Annotated in this window: 20 protein-coding genes and 1 tRNA gene; 12 read left to right on the top strand and 9 right to left on the bottom strand. The window is 37.5% G+C overall.

Annotated features, from left to right (window positions below):
• Positions 1-19 precede the first annotated feature (19 nt).
• Positions 20-1621 (bottom strand): phosphoenolpyruvate carboxykinase (ATP), encoded by a 1602-nt coding sequence (gene pckA, locus B5488_RS10180; protein WP_079735165.1) that lies wholly within the window; start codon positions 1619-1621, stop codon positions 20-22.
• Between the two features lie 75 nt (positions 1622-1696).
• Entirely contained in the window at positions 1697-2086 is a 390-nt protein-coding gene (locus B5488_RS10185) for a DUF423 domain-containing protein (RefSeq protein ID WP_079735166.1), read from the bottom strand.
• Between the two features lie 68 nt (positions 2087-2154).
• Here B5488_RS10185 and B5488_RS10190 point away from each other — a divergent pair, with 68 nt between their 5' ends.
• The 4 genes from B5488_RS10190 to B5488_RS10205 all read left to right on the top strand — a co-directional run bounded on the left by B5488_RS10190 (position 2155) and on the right by B5488_RS10205 (position 5115).
• Positions 2155-3528 carry a saccharopine dehydrogenase family protein gene (locus B5488_RS10190; RefSeq protein ID WP_079735167.1) on the top strand — a complete coding sequence of 458 codons (1374 nt, stop codon included), beginning with the start codon at positions 2155-2157 and terminating at the stop codon, positions 3526-3528.
• Between the two features lie 52 nt (positions 3529-3580).
• Positions 3581-4051 (top strand): Lrp/AsnC ligand binding domain-containing protein, encoded by a 471-nt coding sequence (locus tag B5488_RS10195; RefSeq protein ID WP_079735168.1) that lies wholly within the window; start codon positions 3581-3583, stop codon positions 4049-4051.
• A gap of 45 nt (positions 4052-4096) precedes the next feature.
• Positions 4097-4411, top strand: a complete 315-nt coding sequence (locus tag B5488_RS10200) for a hypothetical protein (RefSeq protein WP_079735169.1) — start codon at positions 4097-4099, stop codon at positions 4409-4411.
• Positions 4412-4584: 173 nt separating this feature from the next.
• The gene (locus B5488_RS10205) at positions 4585-5115 is read left to right on the top strand and encodes a ferritin (protein WP_079735170.1); all 531 of its coding nucleotides are present in this window, start codon (positions 4585-4587) and stop codon (positions 5113-5115) included.
• A gap of 179 nt (positions 5116-5294) precedes the next feature.
• Here the strand turns inward: B5488_RS10205 and B5488_RS10210 are convergent, their stop codons facing one another.
• A complete protein-coding gene (locus tag B5488_RS10210) occupies positions 5295-5981 on the bottom strand; it encodes a zinc metallopeptidase (protein WP_079735171.1) in 687 nt (228 codons plus the stop codon).
• Between the two features lie 217 nt (positions 5982-6198).
• Here B5488_RS10210 and pyrH point away from each other — a divergent pair, with 217 nt between their 5' ends.
• From pyrH to B5488_RS10255, 8 genes are all read left to right on the top strand, one after another.
• Positions 6199-6906 (top strand): UMP kinase, encoded by a 708-nt coding sequence (gene pyrH, locus B5488_RS10215; RefSeq protein ID WP_075325115.1) that lies wholly within the window; start codon positions 6199-6201, stop codon positions 6904-6906.
• Positions 6907-6937: 31 nt separating this feature from the next.
• Positions 6938-7492, top strand: a complete 555-nt coding sequence (gene frr / locus B5488_RS10220; protein WP_079735172.1) for a ribosome recycling factor — start codon at positions 6938-6940, stop codon at positions 7490-7492.
• A gap of 203 nt (positions 7493-7695) precedes the next feature.
• Entirely contained in the window at positions 7696-10149 is a 2454-nt protein-coding gene (locus B5488_RS10225) for a DUF5686 family protein (RefSeq protein WP_079735173.1), read from the top strand.
• A gap of 174 nt (positions 10150-10323) precedes the next feature.
• Positions 10324-12747 (top strand): efflux RND transporter permease subunit, encoded by a 2424-nt coding sequence (locus B5488_RS10230; protein WP_079735174.1) that lies wholly within the window; start codon positions 10324-10326, stop codon positions 12745-12747.
• Positions 12748-12909: 162 nt separating this feature from the next.
• The gene (gene asnS, locus B5488_RS10240; RefSeq protein WP_079735176.1) at positions 12910-14352 is read left to right on the top strand and encodes an asparagine--tRNA ligase; all 1443 of its coding nucleotides are present in this window, start codon (positions 12910-12912) and stop codon (positions 14350-14352) included.
• A gap of 217 nt (positions 14353-14569) precedes the next feature.
• Positions 14570-15439 carry an RluA family pseudouridine synthase gene (locus B5488_RS10245; RefSeq protein WP_079735177.1) on the top strand — a complete coding sequence of 290 codons (870 nt, stop codon included), beginning with the start codon at positions 14570-14572 and terminating at the stop codon, positions 15437-15439.
• Between the two features lie 137 nt (positions 15440-15576).
• Positions 15577-17043 (top strand): RNA polymerase factor sigma-54, encoded by a 1467-nt coding sequence (rpoN, locus tag B5488_RS10250; RefSeq protein WP_079735178.1) that lies wholly within the window; start codon positions 15577-15579, stop codon positions 17041-17043.
• On the top strand, positions 17043-17648 hold the full coding sequence (locus B5488_RS10255; RefSeq protein ID WP_079735179.1) for a hypothetical protein: 606 nt from the start codon (positions 17043-17045) through the stop codon (positions 17646-17648). Before rpoN ends, B5488_RS10255 begins: the two co-directional genes overlap by 1 nt.
• Here B5488_RS10255 and B5488_RS10260 read toward each other — a convergent pair.
• From B5488_RS10260 to B5488_RS10285, 6 genes are all read right to left on the bottom strand, one after another.
• Positions 17643-18368: a porin family protein gene (locus tag B5488_RS10260; protein WP_079735180.1), complete on the bottom strand. Its 726-nt coding sequence runs from the start codon at positions 18366-18368 to the stop codon at positions 17643-17645. The two genes, B5488_RS10255 and B5488_RS10260, sit on opposite strands and share 6 nt — an antisense overlap.
• 104 nt (positions 18369-18472) lie before the next feature.
• Positions 18473-18955 carry an ExbD/TolR family protein gene (locus B5488_RS10265; protein WP_075325123.1) on the bottom strand — a complete coding sequence of 161 codons (483 nt, stop codon included), beginning with the start codon at positions 18953-18955 and terminating at the stop codon, positions 18473-18475.
• A 36-nt stretch (positions 18956-18991) separates the two neighbouring features.
• Positions 18992-19603: an ExbD/TolR family protein gene (locus B5488_RS10270; protein WP_079735181.1), complete on the bottom strand. Its 612-nt coding sequence runs from the start codon at positions 19601-19603 to the stop codon at positions 18992-18994.
• Between the two features lie 4 nt (positions 19604-19607).
• Positions 19608-20045, bottom strand: coding sequence for a hypothetical protein (locus B5488_RS10275; protein ID WP_079735182.1), 438 nt, complete (start codon positions 20043-20045; stop codon positions 19608-19610).
• 14 nt (positions 20046-20059) lie between these two features.
• Entirely contained in the window at positions 20060-20863 is an 804-nt protein-coding gene (locus B5488_RS10280) for a MotA/TolQ/ExbB proton channel family protein (protein ID WP_079735183.1), read from the bottom strand.
• Positions 20864-20941: 78 nt separating this feature from the next.
• Positions 20942-21029: transfer RNA gene (locus tag B5488_RS10285), tRNA-Ser, on the bottom strand.
• Positions 21030-21036: the final 7 nt, after the last annotated feature.

The following is a 21036-nucleotide window of genomic DNA, read 5'->3' on the forward strand; positions in this document are numbered from 1 at the left end:
TAACTAATTAAAAATAATGCTAGGATGAAGTAGGCCCGCCGGCCATAATTTCATCATTAGCATATGCTTCAAACTTTACAAAGTTCTGTTTAAATGAATTTGCCAGTTCCCCGGCCTTTTTATCGTACGCTGCGGTATCTTTCCAGGTGTTCCGGGGATTCAAAACTTCCGAAGGCACATTAGGACAATTTAATGGCATTTGCAGGCCAAACATATTATGCGTACTAAATTCGGCATCATTTAAGTCCCCATTTAATGCGGCGCTTATCATATCCCTTGTATATTTTAATTTCATTCGGCTTCCGGTTCCGTAAGGTCCGCCGGTCCAGCCTGTATTTATCAACCAAACATTTACATTGGCTTCTTTCATTTTCGCACTTAGCATTTCAGCATATTTTGTAGGATGCAAAGGCATAAATGGAGCGCCAAAACAAGCTGAAAAACTTGGTACCGGCTCATTTATTCCAGCTTCAGTACCTGCTACTTTTGCCGTGTACCCGCTTATAAAATGATAAGCCGCCTGCCCCGGAGTAAGTTTACTTATTGGAGGCAAAACCCCAAAAGCATCAGCCGTTAAAAAGAATATATTTTTAGGATTTTCACCTACCGAAGGTTCCTGGATATTATCTATATGATGAATAGGGTAACTAACCCGTGTATTTTGAGTAATACTGGTGTCAGAAAAATCTACATTCCCATCATCGTCCAGAATAACATTTTCCAAAATAGCGCCTGGTTTAATCGCCCGGTAAATATCGGGTTCATTCTCTTCGGTTAGATTAATCACTTTGGCGTAGCAACCGCCTTCAAAATTAAAAATCGTATTTTCTTTGGTCCAACCGTGTTCGTCGTCTCCAATTAATTTTCGGCCTGGATCTGCAGAAAGTGTAGTTTTCCCCGTGCCAGAAAGGCCAAAAAAGATAGCGGTATCACCATCTTCACCAACATTAGCCGAGCAATGCATAGGTAGCGTATTTTTATCTACCGGAAGAATAAAATTTAAAGCTGAAAAAATTCCTTTTTTAATCTCACCGGTATAACCGGTACCACCAATTAAGGCAATTTTTCTACTAAAATTAAGAATAGCAAAATTTTCCTGGCGCGTGCCGTCTACTTCGGGATCTGCTTTAAAACCGGGAGCGTTCAAAATTAACCATTCTTCCTTAAAGTTTTCGAGTTCTTTTTCTTCTGGCCTTAAAAACATATTATAAGAAAACATGTTAGACCAGGGATACTCATTTACCACTCTAATATTCAAGCGATATTTTTCTTCGGCACAGGCATACGCATCGCGAGCATAGATTTCCTTATCAGATAGGTAATCTGCCACCTTATCATAAAGTTTATCGAATTTAACAGCGTCAAAAGGAATATTGATATCTCCCCACCAAACTTTGTCTCGGGTCAACTCATCTTTTACTATAAAACGATCTTTTGGCGACCTACCGGTAAAAGCTCCCGTGTTAATAGCTAAAGCTCCCGAATTTGTTTCGGTTCCCAGGCCATGTTCTAGTGTATCATAATGAAGTTCTTCAGGAGATAACTGGTAGTGTACCATTGCATTTCTGATCCCGTAGTTTTCTAACGAAATCGTTTTCGTAGTTTGGGTGTGTGCAAGCATAAATTTCAAGTGTGTGGTTTGTTATGAGTACAAAATTATAAATCTTATACAGATAAACTGCTAAACTTTCTTAAATTATTTTGCTTTTATTTTTATGAATTCCACGAGTAAAAAAATCCATGCGGCTATTAATAACGTACCTCCTAGCGGGGTGACCAATGCAATTCCTGTAAAATCTATAGGTGTTAAATTATTGGTGGCGAGCAAATATATAGATCCAGAAAAGCAAATTACTCCAAAGAGAAGCAGAAAAAATATTGATTTTTGAAAGCGAAATTTGGTAAAATTAAAACTTCCCACCAAAAGAAATAATAAGGCGTGATACATTTGATATTTCACCCCGGTTTCAAAAGATTCCCTGGCTGCTTCATCTAACAATGGTTTTAAACCATGTGCACCAAAAGCCCCAATTATTACTGCTAAAAGTCCGAAAATCGCTCCGGTTATTAAAAATTTCCTATTCATTTAGGTTATTTTTTATGAGTTAAAGATTTAATACATTCGTAAACCACTACACAAAACTAATTTATTTTATGAACAACATTTTAATAATCGGGGCGGGAAAATCTACTTCTGTCCTAATCGATCATCTTTTGTCCAAAGCCGGGACCGAAGATCTCTTTTTAAGAATTGGAGACATTGATCTCGAGAATGCTAAAAAAGCCTGCGAAAATAAAAAGCACTGTGAAGCATTTCACCTCGATGTTTTTAACGCAGAAAGCCGGGAAAGCGCGGTGAAAAATGCCGATATCGTAATTTCCATGCTTCCGGCGCGATTTCATATAGAGGTTGCCAAAGCTTGCGTAAAATTCAAAAAGAATATGGTAACCGCTTCTTACATCAGCAAAGACATGAAAGCTTTAAATGAAGAAGTAAAGAAAAACGGACTCATATTTATGAATGAAATTGGGGTAGATCCCGGCATAGACCATATGAGTGCGATGCAGGTTATAGACCGAATTCGAGATAAAGGCGGAAAAATACTTTTATTTGAATCTTTTACCGGAGGTCTCGTGGCTCCTGAAAGTGATACCAATCTTTGGAACTACAAATTCACCTGGAACCCAAGGAATGTGGTTGTTGCTGGACAGGGCGGTGTGGCCGAGTTTATCCAGGAAGGAAAATATAAATATATTCCCTATCACCGCCTTTTTAGAAGAACCGAATTCCTGCATATTGAAGGTTACGGTAAATTTGAAGGTTATGCCAATAGGAATTCGCTCGATTATATGAGTATCTACGGCCTGGAAGATGTACTTACACTTTATCGCGGCACCATTAGACGGGTTGGCTTCAGTCGCGCCTGGAATATGTTTGTGCAGCTTGGAATGACCGATGATAGTTTTACTATGAAAGATTCAGAAAGTATGAGTTATCGCGATTTTGTAAATTCTTTTCTTCCCTACTCTCCTACCGATACTGTAGAACTTAAACTTCGGCATAGTCTAAAAATAGATCAGGACGATCTTATGTGGGAAAAACTTTTGGAGCTGGATTTATTCAACAAAGACAAAAAGATTGGAATTAAGGCGGCCACTCCTGCGAAAGCCCTTCAGAAGATTTTAATGGATAAATGGAGCCTGGCACCAGATGATAAAGATATGATTGTGATGTATCATAAATTTGGTTACGAGTTAAATGGCGAGAAAAAACAAATAGACGCTACTATGGTTCATATTGGAAAAGACCAAACAGAAACCGCCATGGCAAAAACCGTAGGCCTTCCCGTAGCAATTGTTACTTTAAAAATTCTAAAGGGAGAAATAACTACTCCTGGGGTGCAACTGCCTATTAAAAAGGAAGTTTATGAACCAATCCTTAAGGAATTAGAGAAACACAACATTGTTTTTAAAGAAAAAGAGACCGAATATTTGGGCTACAACCCTTTTGGGGAAGTAGGAAATTAAATTTTTGAATTCAATTTGCTACTTTAGCTCTTTAACTAAATAAACCTCCCAAATGAAAGTTGTAAACGAGACTGTTGTAATAGATGGTATAGATAAGACCATCCTAAATTTCTTAATGGACGATGCTAAAAAATCTATCTTAGAAATTGCCAGGAATATCGGGATTACCGGTGCAGCAGTTCACCAGCGTTTGCGCAAATTGGAGAAAGCAGGTTTAATTGAAGGCTCTAAACTTATGATAAACCCCCGCATGTTGGGCTATAAAACTATGGCCTTTGTGGGGGTTTACTTAGATAAAGCGGTTAGTAATCCTCAAGCCGTGAAGCAACTCAGCCAAATTCCTGAAGTAATTGAATGCCATTACACCACCGGAAACTGGTCTATTTTTATTAAAATATTGTGTAGAGATAACGAGCATTTAATGAATGTACTTAACAAAGATATTCAGGCAATAGAAGGGGTTTCGAGAACAGAAACCTTTATTTCGTTAAATCAACAAATAAAAAGGCAAATCAAAATTTAATATTCTTTGGATTTATTCTAAATAAGAATTAATTTTGGCTGCAGTATGAAAGTATTACACCAGTCTCAATTCTTTACTTCTTATCAATGTGATAAGCAGCGATGCTTTTTTATTGAATTTCCGCATAAAACTATTCAGCTTGGTTTTTGCCAGTTTTTAGCTTTTAGACAGCAGGTTAAGGAAATTGACCTGGATTCTCATTTTAACGGGCAAAACCCACACGGGTTGGAAATGCTTATGCTATGCAACCGCCAGCACTTCTTTGTTTTTAACACCTTAGAATGTATAGATCTTAAAGAATTTATTACCGGTTCTTTCGCTATGTTAGAACTTAATTCCCTCCTCACCACTTCGGTTTAATCTATTTCACTTTAGACTACTTCTAAATTCTATACACAATTAGGTTCTTACTCAGCATTTGGCTAATTTTATAGAAAATGACCAATAAAAACCAGCACACTGCTGGACCCAATAATTGATCTGCATAAGGCGTATGCCTTTGCTGAACCTCTATAGAGTTAAATTATAAAAAAATGAAAGATTTAGTAAGACAAAATTTGAGTATCCATGTAGATGTCATGGATCTTTTAAATAAACAAATTGAAAAAGAAGCACATTCGTCATCAGCTTATTTAGCTATGGCTTCCTGGTGCGATCACAATGCCCTTTCTAATAGTGCAGATTTCTTCTACGAACAAGCTACAGAAGAAAGAGAGCATATGATGAAAATCTTTAGATTTATTAACGATAATGGCGGCACCGCCTATTCTCCGGAAGTTAATGGTGTAAACCACGATTTTAAATCTTTGGAAGAAATCTTTGAAACCGCTTTAGACCAGGAAATTGCTATCACCAAAGCAATTCACAATATCGTTGGAAAATGCCGAAAGTTAAACGATTATACTACCGAGTATTTTCTACAATGGTTTATTGCAGAGCAAATGGAAGAAGAGCAAACAATGCGCCGTGCGCTAGAGTTATTTGATCTTATGGGCACTGAAGGCCTGGGACTTAAATTACTTGATGAGCGTATTCCGCAAATTAGAGACAAACGTACAGAATAGATTTGTATATACGTAATCCTGAATTTATTTCAGAGCCTGCCCCGATTTTTGATCGGGGATCTAGGTTGATATAAACTACAAATTCAGCTGGAATAAAAGGTATTCCAGGATAAAAGAAAACCCGCTTCAGCTGAAGCGGGTTTTCTTTTATAAAATTTTCAGAAGAAATATTTTCAATATTAATCCCTTCCCATATAAATACTAAGAAAGTAAAGCAAGGTTGCTAAAGAACCAACCGCGGCCACTACATAAGTTCTTGCGGCCCATTTTAGTGAATCTTCAGCAGCTTCATGTTCCGGGCCCGAAACCATATTTTCGGTTTCCAGCCAGGCTAAAGCGCGTTTACTCGCATCATATTCTACCGGTAAAGTTATAAAACTGAATAAAGTTCCCATCCCAAACATAATAATTCCTAATAGTAAAACGGTACTTCCTATAGCGGTAGTTGCCATAAGAATCAATCCCCCAAAAATAACCCATTGGGAAAATCTTGAAGCTATGCTTACCACCGGCACCAACTGGCTTCTCATAGTTAACCAGCTATAAGCATTCGCGTGCTGAATAGCGTGACCGGTTTCGTGGGTTGCCACGGCAGCGGCAGCGGCATTTCGCTGACTGTAGACACCCTCAGAAAGATTAATAGTCTTTTTCTGCGGATTATAATGATCGGTCAACATTCCGGGAGTAGAGATTACTTTTACATCGGTAATATTGTTATCCCGTAACATTTTTTCGGCGAGCTCTTTTCCACTCATTCCGTTTTGCAAATGAACTTTAGAGTACTTTTTAAATTTACTTTTCAATTTATTACTCACATACATACTCACTATAAAAATGAGCCCTGCAATAATATAATATCCTAACATTTTCTTTTCTGTTTTATTACTTCAAAGATAGCAAAAACCTCGCCATTTGTATTTCCAATTCTAGCCATACATTTTAAATTAAACTCACAGAATTTTAACTGAAATGAAACTTAGAGTCCAATAAAAAAATTAGTAATTAGCGGAAGATTGATTGTGAATATGTTATTTTACAATTTAAGATATTACCTATATTTGCACCAATCACTACAAAAAGGCTATGCAATACAAAAGAATACTTTTAAAATTATCGGGAGAAGCATTAATGGGACAACGCCAATATGGCATAGATCCCGATCGCCTGGCAGAATATGCCGAGGAGATTAAAGAAGTTACCGATAAGGGAATAGAAGTAGCCATTGTTATAGGCGGCGGAAATATTTTTAGAGGTGTGGCTGGAGCCAGTAAAGGAATGGACAGAGTGCAGGGTGACCATATGGGAATGCTTGCCACCGTAATTAACGGGTTAGCTTTACAAAGTGCACTGGAAGATGCCGGAGTTCAAACCAGGCTGCAATCGGCTATAAAAATAAATGAAGTAGCCGAACCTTTTATTAGAAGAAAAGCCATGCGCCATTTAGAAAAAGGCCGTGTGGTAATTTTTGGAGGTGGAACCGGAAATCCTTATTTCACTACAGATTCTGCCGCAGTTTTAAGAGCTATTGAAATTCACGCCGATGTAATTTTAAAAGGAACACGTGTAGACGGAATTTACAATGCTGATCCTGAAAAAGATAAAAAAGCCACAAAATTCGATTTTATATCTTTTGACGATGTGATTAGAAAAGGTCTAAAAGTAATGGATACTACCGCTTTCACCTTAAGCCAGGAAAACGAACTCCCAATTATTGTTTTTGATATGAACACTCCCGGAAACCTACTAAAAGTGGTTACAGGCGAAAGAATAGGCACAAAAGTTAATTTATAAAGTTTTATTACGCTCAACTAATATTAAAAAAATGGAAGACGAAATTGAATTTATTATAGACACTACCAAAGAAGGTATGGACAAAGCGATTGATCACCTGAATAAACAATTGCAAAACATTCGGGCAGGTAAAGCCAACCCGGCAATGCTTGGGAGTGTAATGGTAGAATACTATGGAGCTCAAACTCCGCTGCAACAGGTTGCCAATGTGAATACGCCAGATGCCCGAACTATTTCTATTCAGCCCTTTGAGAAAAGCCTGATTAAAGATATTGAAAAAGGAATTATGTTGGCAAACCTTGGTTTTAATCCAATGAACAACGGTGAGAGTGTAATTATAAATGTACCACCCTTAACTGAAGAGCGCCGTAAGCAACTTACAAAACAAGCAAAAGCTGAAGCTGAAGATGCTAAAATTGGGGTAAGAAATGACAGAAAATCTGCCAATAACGAATTAAAGAAACTGGATATTTCTGAAGATTTACTTAGAGATGCTGAAAATGAGGTTCAGGAATTAACCGATGCCCATATTACCCGTATTGACACTATCCTTGAAAACAAGGAAAAAGAAATTATGACTATATAATAGAAAGTCAGTTTCTTAGACTACATTAGAGGCTGTTTGAAGAATTTTAAAAATCGTCATCCTGAACTTGTTTCAGGATCTAAGTTGTTATAATTTAAACATACTAGAAGCTGAAAGCCGTTCAGCTTGACGAAAACAAGCTTCTCAACCAGCCTCTATTGTTTTACCCTTATTGATTTTTAGTTCATATCTCAGGAAAAACTATGCGTTACCCGTTATTGCTTATTTTTCTGTTATTTTCCTTTAGTGTTTGTGCTCAGCAACAACTAAGGGGAAGGATTGTAAACGAACAAACCGGTGAACCCCTCGCCTATGCCAAAATAACGTTTGGCAACAAAGAAGGTTTAAGCAAAATAGACGGTAGTTTTTCCGTTAGTCTTAAAGAAGATAAAACCCAACTTAGTATTTCTTACGTAGGTTTTGAAACGCAGACCTTCGAAGTTTCAAAAAACATTGAGTTTGTAAGGATTAAATTAACTCCTAAAATTGAAGGACTCGATGCAGTAACTATTTCTTCGGGAGAAAATAAAGCGAATGCAATAATTGAAAAAGCAATTGCACGAAAACCAGAAAACGATCCTGAAGAGAAACTGCAAAAATTCAATTTTAAAAACTATAATAAATTTATTGTAGACAATGAATCTGCCGCATTGGAGATGGCTGCCGATAGCACCAATTTCGAAATTGGCACTGTAATAAATTCGGCTGCAAGTTATTTTTCCGAAAAAATATCCAGGTTTTATTTTTCACAAAAAGAAGGTTTAAAAGAAGAAGTTAAGGGGTTAAAAACGGCCGGGTTTGAAAAACCAGTGTACGAGATCTTATCCCTTTCGGTAAATCCATTTTCGCTTTACGATAAAGATTTTCGAATTTTTGAAACCGATTATGCCGCACCGCTACAAAATTCTGCTTTTAGAAATTATTCTTTTAAAATTTTAGATACTACTACCACTTCCCGCCCGGCTTATGTAATTTATTTTAAACCAAAAAGGCAACGTGCCGTTGCAGGTTTAGAAGGTGTTCTTTATTTAGATACCAAAACATACGCCATTCAGCAGGCAAAAGCGCAACTTCTTGGCGCGATAAAACTGGAAATAGACCAGGAATATGAATATTTCCCTGACGAAAACTTATGGTTTCCAAAAACTCAAAAAATAACAATCCGCCCAGGAAATGGCGACCAGGCGATTTCGGTTTTTGGCGGAGTGATTTCGGCAGGAACACTTCAGAAAAAAGAATCTATTCTTAATAATATTCTTGCCCCGGGAAGAGGTGATCCCAACCTATTTCTAAACGCTACAAGCACTAATTACGATATTCAGCTGAATTCTGATGCAACTTTAGAAACTTCAGCTGAAATTCTGGTTAAGTCTGATGCGAATTCCCAAAAAGATAGTTTTTGGCAAGAAAACAGGACTGAAGCTTTAAGCACGCAAAATAAGTTTAGTCGCCAACGTGCCGAAAGGCTTATTAAAGAAAAAGAAATTGAAGAAAAAATAAGTCTTCAAAAATCGATTTCTACAGGTTATTATCCGGTAGCATTCTGGGATTTTGATCTTGGTAAATTCTTTAAATTTAATAATTTCGAAGGAATCAGACTGGGATTTGGAGGAAAGACTAACGAGGCAATTTCAGATAAACTTAGTGTAAACGGCTATCTCGTTTACGGCACTAAAGACGAAGTTTTTAAATACAACCTGGGAACTTCAATTCATTTAAATAAAGCTAGCGAAACCGACCTAAAACTGAACTACACCCGAGATATTGTTGAAACCGGCAGTTTTAGCTACTTACAGGGTAAAAATGACTTTTCTATTGTAGAGCCACGATTTGTAAATATTAATTTCTTTTATGAGCATCGCACGTTAAGCGGTGGCTTAACCCATAGATTCGGGTCTGATTTTAAAACCGAACTTCAACTTTCTAAAAGTGATATTTCCCAAACCCGGGATTACAGCTTTTTACTAAATGGGCAGGAATTTTCAGAATATACACTTTCTGAAGCTACATTTTCTTTCTTATGGAGGCCGTTTGCCAGGTTTCTAAAAACTCCAAATTCTACCAAATTAATAGAAAAAGGTTATCCAAAGTTTACAGGACAAATCACAAAAGGGATTTCCGGGATTTTTGGGAGCGATTTTGATTACACGAAATTCGGGCTTTTAGTAGAACACGAAATAAAAAGACTCAACCAATCCCGAACCGAAATTATTCTTGAAGGAAATTATGCCACAGACGAAGTACCACTAACCCATTTATACCACGCATTGCCTAACAGCCCTTCTCGCGAAGGAATCTTAAGTCGGTTTTCGGTGGCAGGACGGCGCAGTTTTGAAACGATGTTTTACAACGAATTTTTTAGTGATAAACAGGCGATGCTGCACGTAAAGCATCAATTAAGGCCTATAAATATTCATAGGTTAATTCAGCCGGAGCTTGTTTTTATTTCCCGCCACGCCATTGGCGATATTAGCAACCCTGAACGTCACAGCATTCCGTTTAAAAGTTTGAAAGAGGGTTATCACGAATTTGGGATAGAACTGCAAAAAATCCTTGTTGGTTTTGGTTTGGGAGCCGCCTACCGATACGGACCTTATAGTTTGCCCAATTTCAATGAAAACTTCGCATTTAAATTTACCTTTCATTTAGATATTTAAATTAGAGTTACTTTAAAAGTTTAAAAACCCATCAAAAGCCTTGAAGCAAGTCCCCGAGATATAAATCGTAAAATCTATTTTTTATTCCCGGCAAGCCCCCTTTAGCATTTAAATCTCGATTATCGAGTAAATAGGCTTCCTTTTTATACCTTTGCCCTCCCTTAAAAACTTCCAATGGCTAAGATTTTTAGTTTCGGATTCTGGAACTCAGTTGCGCGATTAATTTTACGCAACAGGATTATTATTCTTTTACTTATAATTGCTACTACAGTATTTCTTTCTACCCAGTGGAAGAACATGCGATTTTCTTATACCGAAGCTAACCTTTTACCAGACGATCACGAAGACAATATTGCCTATAACGAGTTTCTGGATAAATTTGGGGAAGAAGGAAATCTTGTTCTCCTGGGCGTAAAAGATTCTACGCTTTTTAAGCCTGAAAATTTTAGGGCCTGGAAAGAGCTTACCAAAACTTTAGAGGCCTACCCCGCGGTAGATTATGCGATTTCGGTAAGTAATCTTCAGCAATTAAAAAAGTTTGAAGAGCCCAGCCGGTTTGAAATGGTCCCATTTATTTCTGAAGAAAATCCTACTGAAGAAGAACTTCAGCAATATCAGGATGAACTTTATAACGAATTGCCATTTTACGAGAATCTTGTTTACAGTTCGCATTCCAACACATTACAATCGGCGATTTATTTAAACAAAGAAATTGTAAATTCTAAAGAACGAAAAACCTTTGTTATAGATGAATTGCAGCCGCTCATCGCCAATTTTGAAGAAAGAACCGGCATAGATGTAAAAGTCTCCGGGATGCCATACATAAGAACGCTGAATTCACAGAATATCATAGATGAAATCGGGCTTTTTATCCTGGCTGCACTAGGAGTTACTTCACTCATATTTTTCTTCTTTTTCCGGTCTATTCGAGCTACGATTATTTCTATGATCACCGTTTGTATTGGCGTAATGTGGGCTTTTGGAGTGATAGGGCTATTCAATTACGAAATCACCGTACTTACGGCACTTATTCCGCCCTTAATTATCGTAATAGGAATTCCCAATTGTATTTTCCTGATCAATAAATACCAGCAGGAAATAAAAAAACACGGGAACCAGGCAAAATCGCTACAACGGGTAATTACCAAAGTGGGAAATGCCACTTTAATGACCAATATTACCACGGCATCTGGTTTTGCAACTTTTATTCTTACAGATAGCACCTTGCTAAAAGAATTTGGAATTGTGGCTTCCATAAATATTGTGGCGATTTTTATTTTAAGTCTGTTGATAATTCCAATTATCTACAGTTATATGAATTTGCCAAGGCGCAAACACCTTAAACACCTTAATAAACGATGGATTGGGGGTTTTGTGGGCTGGATGGAGCAAATGGTGAGACACCGCCGCATTAGTATTTATATTACTTCAATCATTCTTTTGGTAGCGAGTATTATTGGTATTTACACCATAAAAATTTCAGGAAGTTTATTGGAAGATATGCCCGAAGAAGCAGAATTCTTCCAGGATATTAAATTCTTTGAAGAAGAATTTGATGGCGTGATGCCTTTAGAAATTCTTGTAGATACTAAACGGAAAAATGGTGTTTTAAAACCTGCCACGCTTAAGCGTATGGAGGAACTGGAAGATCATCTCGCTGAAATTCCTGAGTTCTCCCAACCAATTTCAATAACACGGCTGGTAAAGTATTCAAAACAGGCTTTCTATAATGGAGATTCACAATACTATCAATTGCCGAGTTCGCAGGAACAAAACTTTATAATGCCTTACGCAAAAGGATTTTCTTCAAATGAAAATCTGCTCACCTCTTACATAGACAGCACTGGAAGATATGCCAGAATTACTACCTATATGAAAGATGTGGGCACCGATAAAATGGAAGAACTGGAACAAGATCTGTGGCCAAAAATAAACAAGATTTTCCCCGAGGAGCGCTATGAAATCTCGATGACAGGAAAAGCTTTTATCTTTCAAAAAGGAACCAATTATTTGGTGAAAAACCTTATTATTTCCCTTTCCCTGGCCATTTTACTTATCGCCTTATTTATGGCCTGGATGTTTAGATCTTTCAGGATGATAATTGTCTCGCTGGTGCCAAATTTACTACCACTATTGGTAACTGCAGGAATGATGGGCTTTTTGGGAGTACCCATAAAACCTTCTACGATCCTGGTATTTAGTATCGCTTTCGGGATATCGGTAGATGATACCATTCACTTTTTAGCAAAGTACAGGCAGGAGCTTAAAGCGAATAATTGGAAAATTAAACGTTCCGTTTATGCGGCTCTACGGGAAACCGGGGTGAGTATGTTCTATACTTCCATCGTGCTGTTTTTTGGATTTTCGGTATTTATGATTAGTAGCTTTGGTGGCACGGTAGCCCTTGGCGGACTCGTTTCAGCAACCCTACTTTTCGCGATGCTTGCCAATTTATTATTGTTGCCGTCTTTATTGCTTTCATTAGAGAAAAACATCGCTAATAAAGAAGTTTTAAAAGAGCCCGCAATGAGGATTATTGAAACCGATGAAGACGAGGCCGAAATTGAAAAAGAGGAATCTAAAAATTCAGAAAGATAATCAAGCTCCTCGGGGTAAGCCCATTAGGTATGAGTCGGAAAATTATATTTCATTCGAGAAAAGCCTCCGGAGAATTAAACCCTCTGGAGGGATTAATAAAAACCGGCTTGCTTTGCAGGCTGAGACGGAAAATTTATATTTGTTTTTTCTAAATCTACATAAATGATACAAGCAAAAATTGCTGAAATATTAGACAGCAATCAATTTCTACAGGAATTTGAGGTGAACGGCTGGGTACGTTCTTTTAGGAGCAATCGCTTTATTGCCTTAAACGATGGTTCTACCATCAACAACCTGCAATGTGTAATAGATTTTGAAAATTTTGATCAGGACGAACTGAAAAGAATCACTGTTGGTGCAGCAGTTTCTGTAAAAGGTACTTTGGTTGAAAGCCAGGGAAATCAGCAACGAGTTGAGATTGAAGTAAAAGAATTTAAAATTCTTGGAGATGCGAATCCGGAAGAGGTAAAACTTACCATTCTTTCTCCAAAACGCCATAGTCTCGAAAAACTGAGAGAACAGGCGCATTTGCGTGTCCGCACCAATACTTTTGGCGCCATTATGCGTGTACGTTCTAAACTGTCTTTTGCTGTTCATAGCTATTTTCAGCAGAATAACTTTCATTATGTAAACACTCCAATTATCACTGGAAGTGATGCCGAAGGTGCCGGGGAAATGTTTAGGGTTAGCGCTCTAAATATGGAGAACCCCCCGAAAAAAGAAGATGGCAGTATTGATTTTAGTGAAGATTTCTTCGGAAAAGAGACCAATTTAACCGTTTCCGGACAATTGGAAGGAGAGGCTTACGCGATGGGACTGGGTCAAATTTATACTTTCGGACCTACTTTTAGAGCCGAAAATTCTAATACCTCCAGGCATTTAGCTGAATTCTGGATGATAGAACCAGAAGTTGCTTTCTGCGATCTTGACGGCAATATGGATTTAGCCGAAGATTTTATAAAATATGTATTGAAATATATTTTAGATCACTGCCAGGACGATCTTGAATTCTTAGACAAACGTTTCAAAACTGAAGAGGAAGCCAAGCCAAAAGCAGACCGCAGTGGAATGGGGCTAATGGAAAAACTTCACTTTGTAATAGATAACAATTTTAAGAGGGTAAGTTATACTGAGGCTATCGAGATCCTTAAAAATTGCAAACCTAACAAGAAAAAGAAATTCAACTATATCATTGAAGAATGGGGCGCCGATCTGCAAAGTGAGCACGAACGCTTCTTAGTGGAAAAACACTTTAAATGCCCGGTAATTTTATTCGATTATCCGGCAAACATCAAGGCTTTTTATATGCGCCTTAATGAAGACGGCAATACCGTAAGAGCAATGGACATCCTTTTCCCGGGAATTGGGGAAATTGTTGGTGGCTCGCAAAGAGAAGAGCGTTTAGACGTACTTCAAAATAAAATGAAGGAATTAGATATAGACGAAAAAGAATTATGGTGGTATCTGGACACCCGTAAGTTTGGAACCTGTGTTCACAGTGGCTTCGGACTTGGGTTTGAAAGACTGGTACAATTTGTAACCGGAATGGGAAATATTAGGGATGTAATTCCTTTCCCTAGAACTCCGCAAAACGCCGAGTTTTAAAAAATTTTTTAGATATTCTCAAACCTCACAGGTTTTAAAAACCTGTGAGGTTTTTTAATCAACTCGTCACCGTCAAGCTGAACTTGTTTCAGACTTTATCCCGAATTTTTCTTCGGGATTCTAAGATGATTTTAGTTTTCCTCATGTTAGATCCTGAAACAAGTTCAGGATGACGATCTTAAAAACTTGATATGATTTCTCCCATTAAATCCTGCCATTGAAAATCAAAGAAACCCATATTGTTCCCGCTATAACTGAAAAAATCAGGTTGCAGGAATATGCGGTTTCAATCTTTGCTTCCCTTCCTACCAAAAGTTCGCTTAAAAAAGCTTTAAAAAAAGAGCTTATCCTATTAGATGGTCAACCAGCAAAAACTTCAGACTGGATCAAAGAAGGACAAAAAATAGAATTTCTTGAACCTGAAGAACAAAATAAGAAAGTTTTCAGCTTAAAATTGGAGATTATTTTTGAAGATGAATTTCTTGCGGTAATCCATAAACCCGCAGGAATTCCTACTAGTGGGAATTATTTTAAGACCGTTGAAAACGCCTTAGCTTTTAATTTAAAAAAATCTACAGTTAAAGATGCTTTGCCGTCTCCTTTGCCTGTGCATAGGTTAGATAACCCAACTTCAGGAATATTACTAATTGCGAAAAGTAAAGCTGCCCAGGTAGCTTTAAACCGACTTTTTGAGGAAAAAGAGATTCAGAAAAGTTATCAGGCGCTGGTTTTGGGAACACTTCCTACTTCAGTTACTTTAAATGATAGAATTGAAGAAAAAGAAGCTGAAACCAGCATTGAAGTTTTAGAACATTTTCTACTTAAAAATGAAAATTTCAGTCTGGTAAAAGCTTTTCCAAAAACAGGCAGAACCCACCAGATAAGAATTCACCTGTCAACCCATGGAAATCCAATTGTAGGTGATAAAATTTACGGTAAAACTTCAGAATTCATAAAAAAAGGAGGTTTATTTTTAGCGGCCACGGGACTTGAATTTCAACATCCTGTTACTAAAGAAAATATGGCTTTCGAGCTTTCGCTTCCGAAGAAATTCGTGGAATTTAAGAGATTATCTAAGAATCCTTAACAAAATTTTACCACAATCATTTACTATGCCAAATGCTGTGTAGCGTTGTTTTCCGTATTTTTGTTGTAAACAACAATTGTTTCAAACTCGCGTTGAAATAATTAAATCTCGATTATCGAGTTAAGTAAAATAAATTTATGCTTAAACAGCAATTAAATCTCAAATTATCCCAAAAGCTTTCCCCACAGCAAATTCAGCTGATGAAGCTTATACAACTCCCCACGCAGGCTTTTGAGCAGCGTATAAAGCAGGAACTGGAGGAAAACCCCGCTTTGGAGGATGGTAAAGTGGAAACCAAGGATGAGTATGAGGAATATGAAGACGATTATAGCGATGGGGAGCGTGAAGATGAAGGAACCGAATCTATAGAAGCAGAAATTGATGTTGATGAATATTTAAGCGACGACGAAGTACCTAATTATAGATTACAGGCCAATAATTACAGTGCAGACGATGATGAGAAAAGTGTGCCTTACGCTTCGGGAACTTCGTTTACCCAATATCTAACCACGCAATTAAGCACCCTTAGATTTGATGAAACCGAAGAACAAATCGCCGCGTTTTTGGTAGGAAGTGTGGATGAAAGTGGATATTTAAGAAGAGAATTACAGGATGTGGTAGACGACCTGGCTTTTACCCAGAATATTTATACCGATGAAGCTGCGGTAGAGAAGGTATTGAAGAAGGTCCAGGAGCTTGATCCAGCTGGTGTAGGCGCAAGATCGCTTCAGGAATGCCTACTTATTCAACTAAGACGAAAGGAGCCTACAAAAGGCGTAGAATTGGCTGAAGATATCCTGGATAGATCTTTCGATCAATTCAGTAAAAAACATTACACCAAAATTCTTTCGAGACACGATATTTCTGAAGATGAATTGCGTGAGGCTATAGATGTTATTGAACATCTAAACCCTAAACCGGGCGGTTCTTATTCCGGTAATACCAGGATGGTAGAACACGTAATTCCAGATTTTACCATAAAAATTGTAGACGGGGATTTAGAGCTTAGTCTGAACGGAAGAAATGCCCCACAAATGCACGTTTCTCGTGATTATAGCGATATGCTTAAGGGCTATAAAGAATCTAAGGAAAAAACAAAAGCGCAGAAAGATGCGGTGATGTTTATTAAACAGAAACTGGATGCGGCAAAGTGGTTTATTGAAGCCATACAACAAAGACAACAAACCTTAATGGTAACGATGAGTTCTATTATGAACTATCAAAAAGAATTCTTCCTTACCGGCGACGAACGGAACTTACGCCCAATGATTTTAAAAGATATCGCCGATGAAATTGAAATGGATGTTTCTACCGTCTCCAGGGTTGCTAACAGCAAATATGTAGATACCCCCTACGGGACTAAACTCATAAAAGAATTCTTCTCTGAATCTATGAAAAACGATCAGGGGGAAGATGTTTCTACCCGGGAGATCAAAAAGATCCTGGAAATGTCTATTGAGGAAGAAGATAAGCGTAAACCACTTACCGATGAGAAGCTCGCCAAGGTTTTAAAAGACAAAGGTTATCCCATTGCGAGGCGTACCGTGGCAAAATACAGGGAGCAGTTAGATATTTCGGTTGCAAGATTGCGAAAAGAGATTTAATGAAATTCCTTTTAAAAAGCGCCTCCTTTATATTTCATCCGCTTTGGATACCGCTGGCAGGGAGTTTACTTTATTTTTTATTTACACCGCGATTCTTCCCTCCGGGTGTAATACAAGCTAAACTTCTCGCCATTGCAATTTTAACCGTATTTATTCCCGTGGTATTTTACTTTTTACTCAAAAACCTGGGAAAGGCTCAATCCATATTTTTAGAAGATGTACGTGAGCGTAGATGGCCTTTGCTTTTCTTTGCCATTTTAGTAACCATGGTGCTAAATCAAATTCTAAATGCCTATAACTATGCCGCCCTTTATTACTTTTTTGTAGGCATTCTTTTTTCAACTTTACTGGCATTTACGGTGGTCATGTTTCGTTTAAAAGCCAGTTTACATATAATGGCACTTAGCGGACTTATAATATTTATGATAGGGGTTAGCTTAAACTTTCAATTAAATTTAACCTATACTATTAGCTTTTTAATTCTTGCGCTGGGTATCACCGCATCATCGAGGCTTTATTATAAAGCGCATACGTTTAATGAACTTCTGCTTGGTTTATTTTGCGGAGTAATTCCGCAAGCTTTTGTTTTATACTTCTGGTTATAGAATATAAAACATAAGACCAACCCTAAATACCGAAATATCTATAGTCTCTTCGTTTAAACGAGCGTCGGGAAATAGTGAATTAAGACTGTAATAAATATGAAAATTGAAGGTATTATATCCAAAAGTAAAAGTTGCCCCCATACGAAAACGGTCTAATTCGGGCACATCGGTTTGAACAACCTGGTTCTCGGGTTGAATAAAATTACTTTTAAAGTGATAGATATAACCTAATTTTAATCCGGTATAAATTCTCCAGAACTTATAGGTTTCGGGAGTAGAAGTACGCCAGCGAAACTCCAACGGCGCTTCAATTAGCTGGGCAGTAAAGCGGTTAGTACTATAATCAATATCTCGCGTTAGATTTCTAAAAATAGTTTCTCCACTCTCATCTTCGCCAATAAACAAATTGTGGCTATAGCTATTTAAAGACCAACCTAAACCTGCTGCAATAGCGATATTTCGACGTTTATTTATGGGGAAATCTCTTGTGAAACCGACGTGAATTCCTCCAGAAAAACCAGATTGGGAAATTGACTCAGGTTTATTTCCTATGAGATTAAAAGTTAGCCCCACGTAGAATTGATCTTCACGGTACAAACTATCGATAATCGACGGTACGGAGTCTGGAATGCTTTCTAATCTATTCCCTTCTTCAGTTTGGGCCAATAATGGCGTACTAAAAAGTATAAAGAAGAAAACAAGGTAGCATATTCTATTCATTTTAAACTACAGGTATATTGAGTTTAAAGATAAAAAAACATCCTGCCAAATATTTAAATTTAGACAGGATGTTTATACAGTTTTGAAAAAATACCTATTGGTAATTATTGCATGTTTTGCAGGGCGTCACCTTCTTTGGTGGTATAGTTAATTTTAAGAGCTTCAGCTTTTCTTAATTCTTGTTTGATATCTGAAACTAATCCCATATTTGTTTCTTCATCTACCTTAAGGGCAGTTGTAAGATATGGTATTAACTCTTCACGCTTAGTTTCCCTTTCAGCAAAAATAAATTGTTGTACTTCGCCAACACTGGCAAACTTATCGTTTAACTGAATTCTTGCTTCACTACCAAATCTTTCCTGGTAGCGTGGGCTGGGTTTACCGGCGTAAATATACATTACGAGGTCTTTCTTATCAAGTTTTTCAACCTGATCGGCGAATGGCAGTTTATTTTCAACCATTAACGTATTCTGACGCATCACGGTAACAACCATAAAGAAGAACAGTAACATAAATACAATATCTGGTAAAGATGCTGTACTTATGGCTGGTTGCCCTTCGCTTTTTTTCTTTTTGAATTTAGACATAATAAAGTCTTAAATTTAAGTTTTATATTAAGGTTATTAACTCGTAGGTTCTGCTTCAGAAAGCTTTTGAGGAATCATATCTTTAATCAATTCAATTCTCTCCTTTAAAGTTTCTTTAGCGCCTTCACTAGTACGCGAATCATTATACTTAGCTTCCATCTCTGTATAGCTTGTACCAAACAAACGCTGGGCTTCCCTATCTCTAAGTTGGTTATAAGCCGCTACAAGTTCGTTTTGTACTGCGATATAAGTTCCATACTCTGTTCCCCTGTTATTTACCAATGAAATAATAGCTTTCGTTGGGTTAACAGAAGAAGCTGGATCTTCGGCTCCCTGGCAGAAATCACAAGCTTCATCGCCTGTTCCTCCTCCATTGTCAAGAAATTCTACAGCTGCCTGTCTTAATTCCTCAATCTCCATCTCCTCATCTTCTACAAGTAACTGGTTATTTGCATTAACCAATACCTGGAAGATGTTCCGCTCTTTAATTATTGGCGGATCCTGTTCTTCTGGCTGCCATTCCGGCAACTTCCTGCTAATTCCGCTATCTGTCTCAATGGTTGTTGTTACCAAAAAGAAGATTAGAAGCAAGAAAGCAATATCGGCCATAGAACCGGCATTAACTTCTGGTGCTGCTCTTTTTGCCATATTATTACTTAGTTAATTTTTTAACTCCGGATATCACCATCGCTAGAATTGCAATACCTGCAAGAATGTAGAAAGTTACTAAACCTGCACTTACCCAATGCGCTGCGTTGGCCGAGAGTATATCCCCATCCTTAAGCGTCATTTGAGTACCATCGGTTACAAGGTAAGCAATTACAATAACTGCAACAAAGGCACCAACAGCAATAAGTGTGTTTTTAATATTTCCTTTAAACAGACCTTTTATCACGAAGAATGCGACCAATACAAGAACAACAAGCAACACGAAATAAGACAAATACATTATTGGTGCAAGCAGACTATTCTGTAAATCGGCCGAGGCCTCTATAGCATCACCGTCTTCGGCAAGGATCCTTCCCAGTAGGATAAGACCTATAACGCCTAAAACGATGGACACATATTTTAATATTTTATGTAAAGTCATAATTTAATCTGGTCTTAGATTCTTTTTTTGTTTTTGTAAGCTACCAACATATCGATAAGAGTGATAGATGCATCTTCCATATCATTTACGATACTATCAATTTTAGCGATAATATAGTTATAAAATATTTGAAGAATAATAGCTACGATCAAACCAAATACGGTTGTAAGAAGTGCCACTTTAATACCTCCGGCAACAAGAGATGGTTGCATATCACCAGCAGCTTCAATTCTATCAAAGGCGGTAATCATACCAATTACAGTACCCATGAAACCAAGCATAGGAGCAATAGCGATAAATAAAGACAACCAGGAAACGTTTTTCTCTAACTGTCCCATTTGAACTCCACCGTAAGCTACAACAGCTTTTTCTGCAGCGTCAATACTTTCGTCTGCACGATCAAGACCCTGGTAGTAGATAGAAGCAACAGGTCCCTTTGTATTTCTACAAACTTCCTTAGCAGATTCTACACCACCACTGTTTAAAGCATCTTCTACATCTCTAGCCAGTTTTCTGGTGTTAGTTGTAGAAAGGTTTAAAAAGATAATTCTCTCAATGGCAACAGCCAAACCAAGAATTAAACATAAAAGTACAATCCCCATAAATGCAGGACCACCTTCTATAAATCGTTTTTTAAGTTCCTGATGAAAACCAAGAGATTCTTCCTCTGCCTCATCTGCGGCAGCTGCAGCCTCTTCGTCTTGTACAAAATTCACAATTGTACCAGGTAATGTGTTAACATTATTGGCCGCATTTAGGTTTCCGGCTCCAAGTACCATCACCGCGGCGATTACCAAAATAGAAAATAATCTTTTCATTACTGTTTGTCTTAATTTAATTAGTTAAAGGGTTAAAGATATAAAAATAAATTTTTAATAAAAATATAATAATTATTGCAGAGAGGAAGGGATTCGAACCCTCGATACGCTTGTGGCGTATACACACTTTCCAGGCGTGCGCCTTCGACCACTCGGCCACCTCTCTTTCTTAA

The sequence above is a fragment of the Salegentibacter salegens genome, assembly GCF_900142975.1.
Taxonomy (GTDB): Bacteria; Bacteroidota; Bacteroidia; order Flavobacteriales; family Flavobacteriaceae; genus Salegentibacter; species Salegentibacter salegens.

Bases quoted from the DNA above. Each gene is read 5' to 3' on its own strand.
- B5488_RS10225 (WP_079735173.1), top strand. From the start codon at position 7,696: ATGCGTTACCCGTTATTGCTTATTTTTCTGTTATTTTCCTTTAGTGTT.
- B5488_RS10190 (WP_079735167.1), top strand. From the start codon at position 2,155: ATGAACAACATTTTAATAATCGGGGCGGGAAAATCTACTTCTGTCCTA.
- B5488_RS10200 (WP_079735169.1), top strand. From the start codon at position 4,097: ATGAAAGTATTACACCAGTCTCAATTCTTTACTTCTTATCAATGTGAT.
- B5488_RS10185 (WP_079735166.1), bottom strand. From the start codon at position 2,086: ATGAATAGGAAATTTTTAATAACCGGAGCGATTTTCGGACTTTTAGCA.
- pyrH (WP_075325115.1), top strand. From the start codon at position 6,199: ATGCAATACAAAAGAATACTTTTAAAATTATCGGGAGAAGCATTAATG.
- B5488_RS10265 (WP_075325123.1), bottom strand. From the start codon at position 18,955: ATGTCTAAATTCAAAAAGAAAAAAAGCGAAGGGCAACCAGCCATAAGT.
- B5488_RS10260 (WP_079735180.1), bottom strand. From the start codon at position 18,368: ATGAATAGAATATGCTACCTTGTTTTCTTCTTTATACTTTTTAGTACG.
- B5488_RS10280 (WP_079735183.1), bottom strand. From the start codon at position 20,863: ATGAAAAGATTATTTTCTATTTTGGTAATCGCCGCGGTGATGGTACTT.
- frr (WP_079735172.1), top strand. From the start codon at position 6,938: ATGGAAGACGAAATTGAATTTATTATAGACACTACCAAAGAAGGTATG.
- pckA (WP_079735165.1), bottom strand. From the start codon at position 1,621: ATGCTTGCACACACCCAAACTACGAAAACGATTTCGTTAGAAAACTAC.
- B5488_RS10205 (WP_079735170.1), top strand. From the start codon at position 4,585: ATGAAAGATTTAGTAAGACAAAATTTGAGTATCCATGTAGATGTCATG.
- B5488_RS10275 (WP_079735182.1), bottom strand. From the start codon at position 20,045: ATGACTTTACATAAAATATTAAAATATGTGTCCATCGTTTTAGGCGTT.
- B5488_RS10255 (WP_079735179.1), top strand. From the start codon at position 17,043: ATGAAATTCCTTTTAAAAAGCGCCTCCTTTATATTTCATCCGCTTTGG.
- asnS (WP_079735176.1), top strand. From the start codon at position 12,910: ATGATACAAGCAAAAATTGCTGAAATATTAGACAGCAATCAATTTCTA.
- B5488_RS10210 (WP_079735171.1), bottom strand. From the start codon at position 5,981: ATGTTAGGATATTATATTATTGCAGGGCTCATTTTTATAGTGAGTATG.
- rpoN (WP_079735178.1), top strand. From the start codon at position 15,577: ATGCTTAAACAGCAATTAAATCTCAAATTATCCCAAAAGCTTTCCCCA.
- B5488_RS10230 (WP_079735174.1), top strand. From the start codon at position 10,324: ATGGCTAAGATTTTTAGTTTCGGATTCTGGAACTCAGTTGCGCGATTA.
- B5488_RS10195 (WP_079735168.1), top strand. From the start codon at position 3,581: ATGAAAGTTGTAAACGAGACTGTTGTAATAGATGGTATAGATAAGACC.
- B5488_RS10270 (WP_079735181.1), bottom strand. From the start codon at position 19,603: ATGGCAAAAAGAGCAGCACCAGAAGTTAATGCCGGTTCTATGGCCGAT.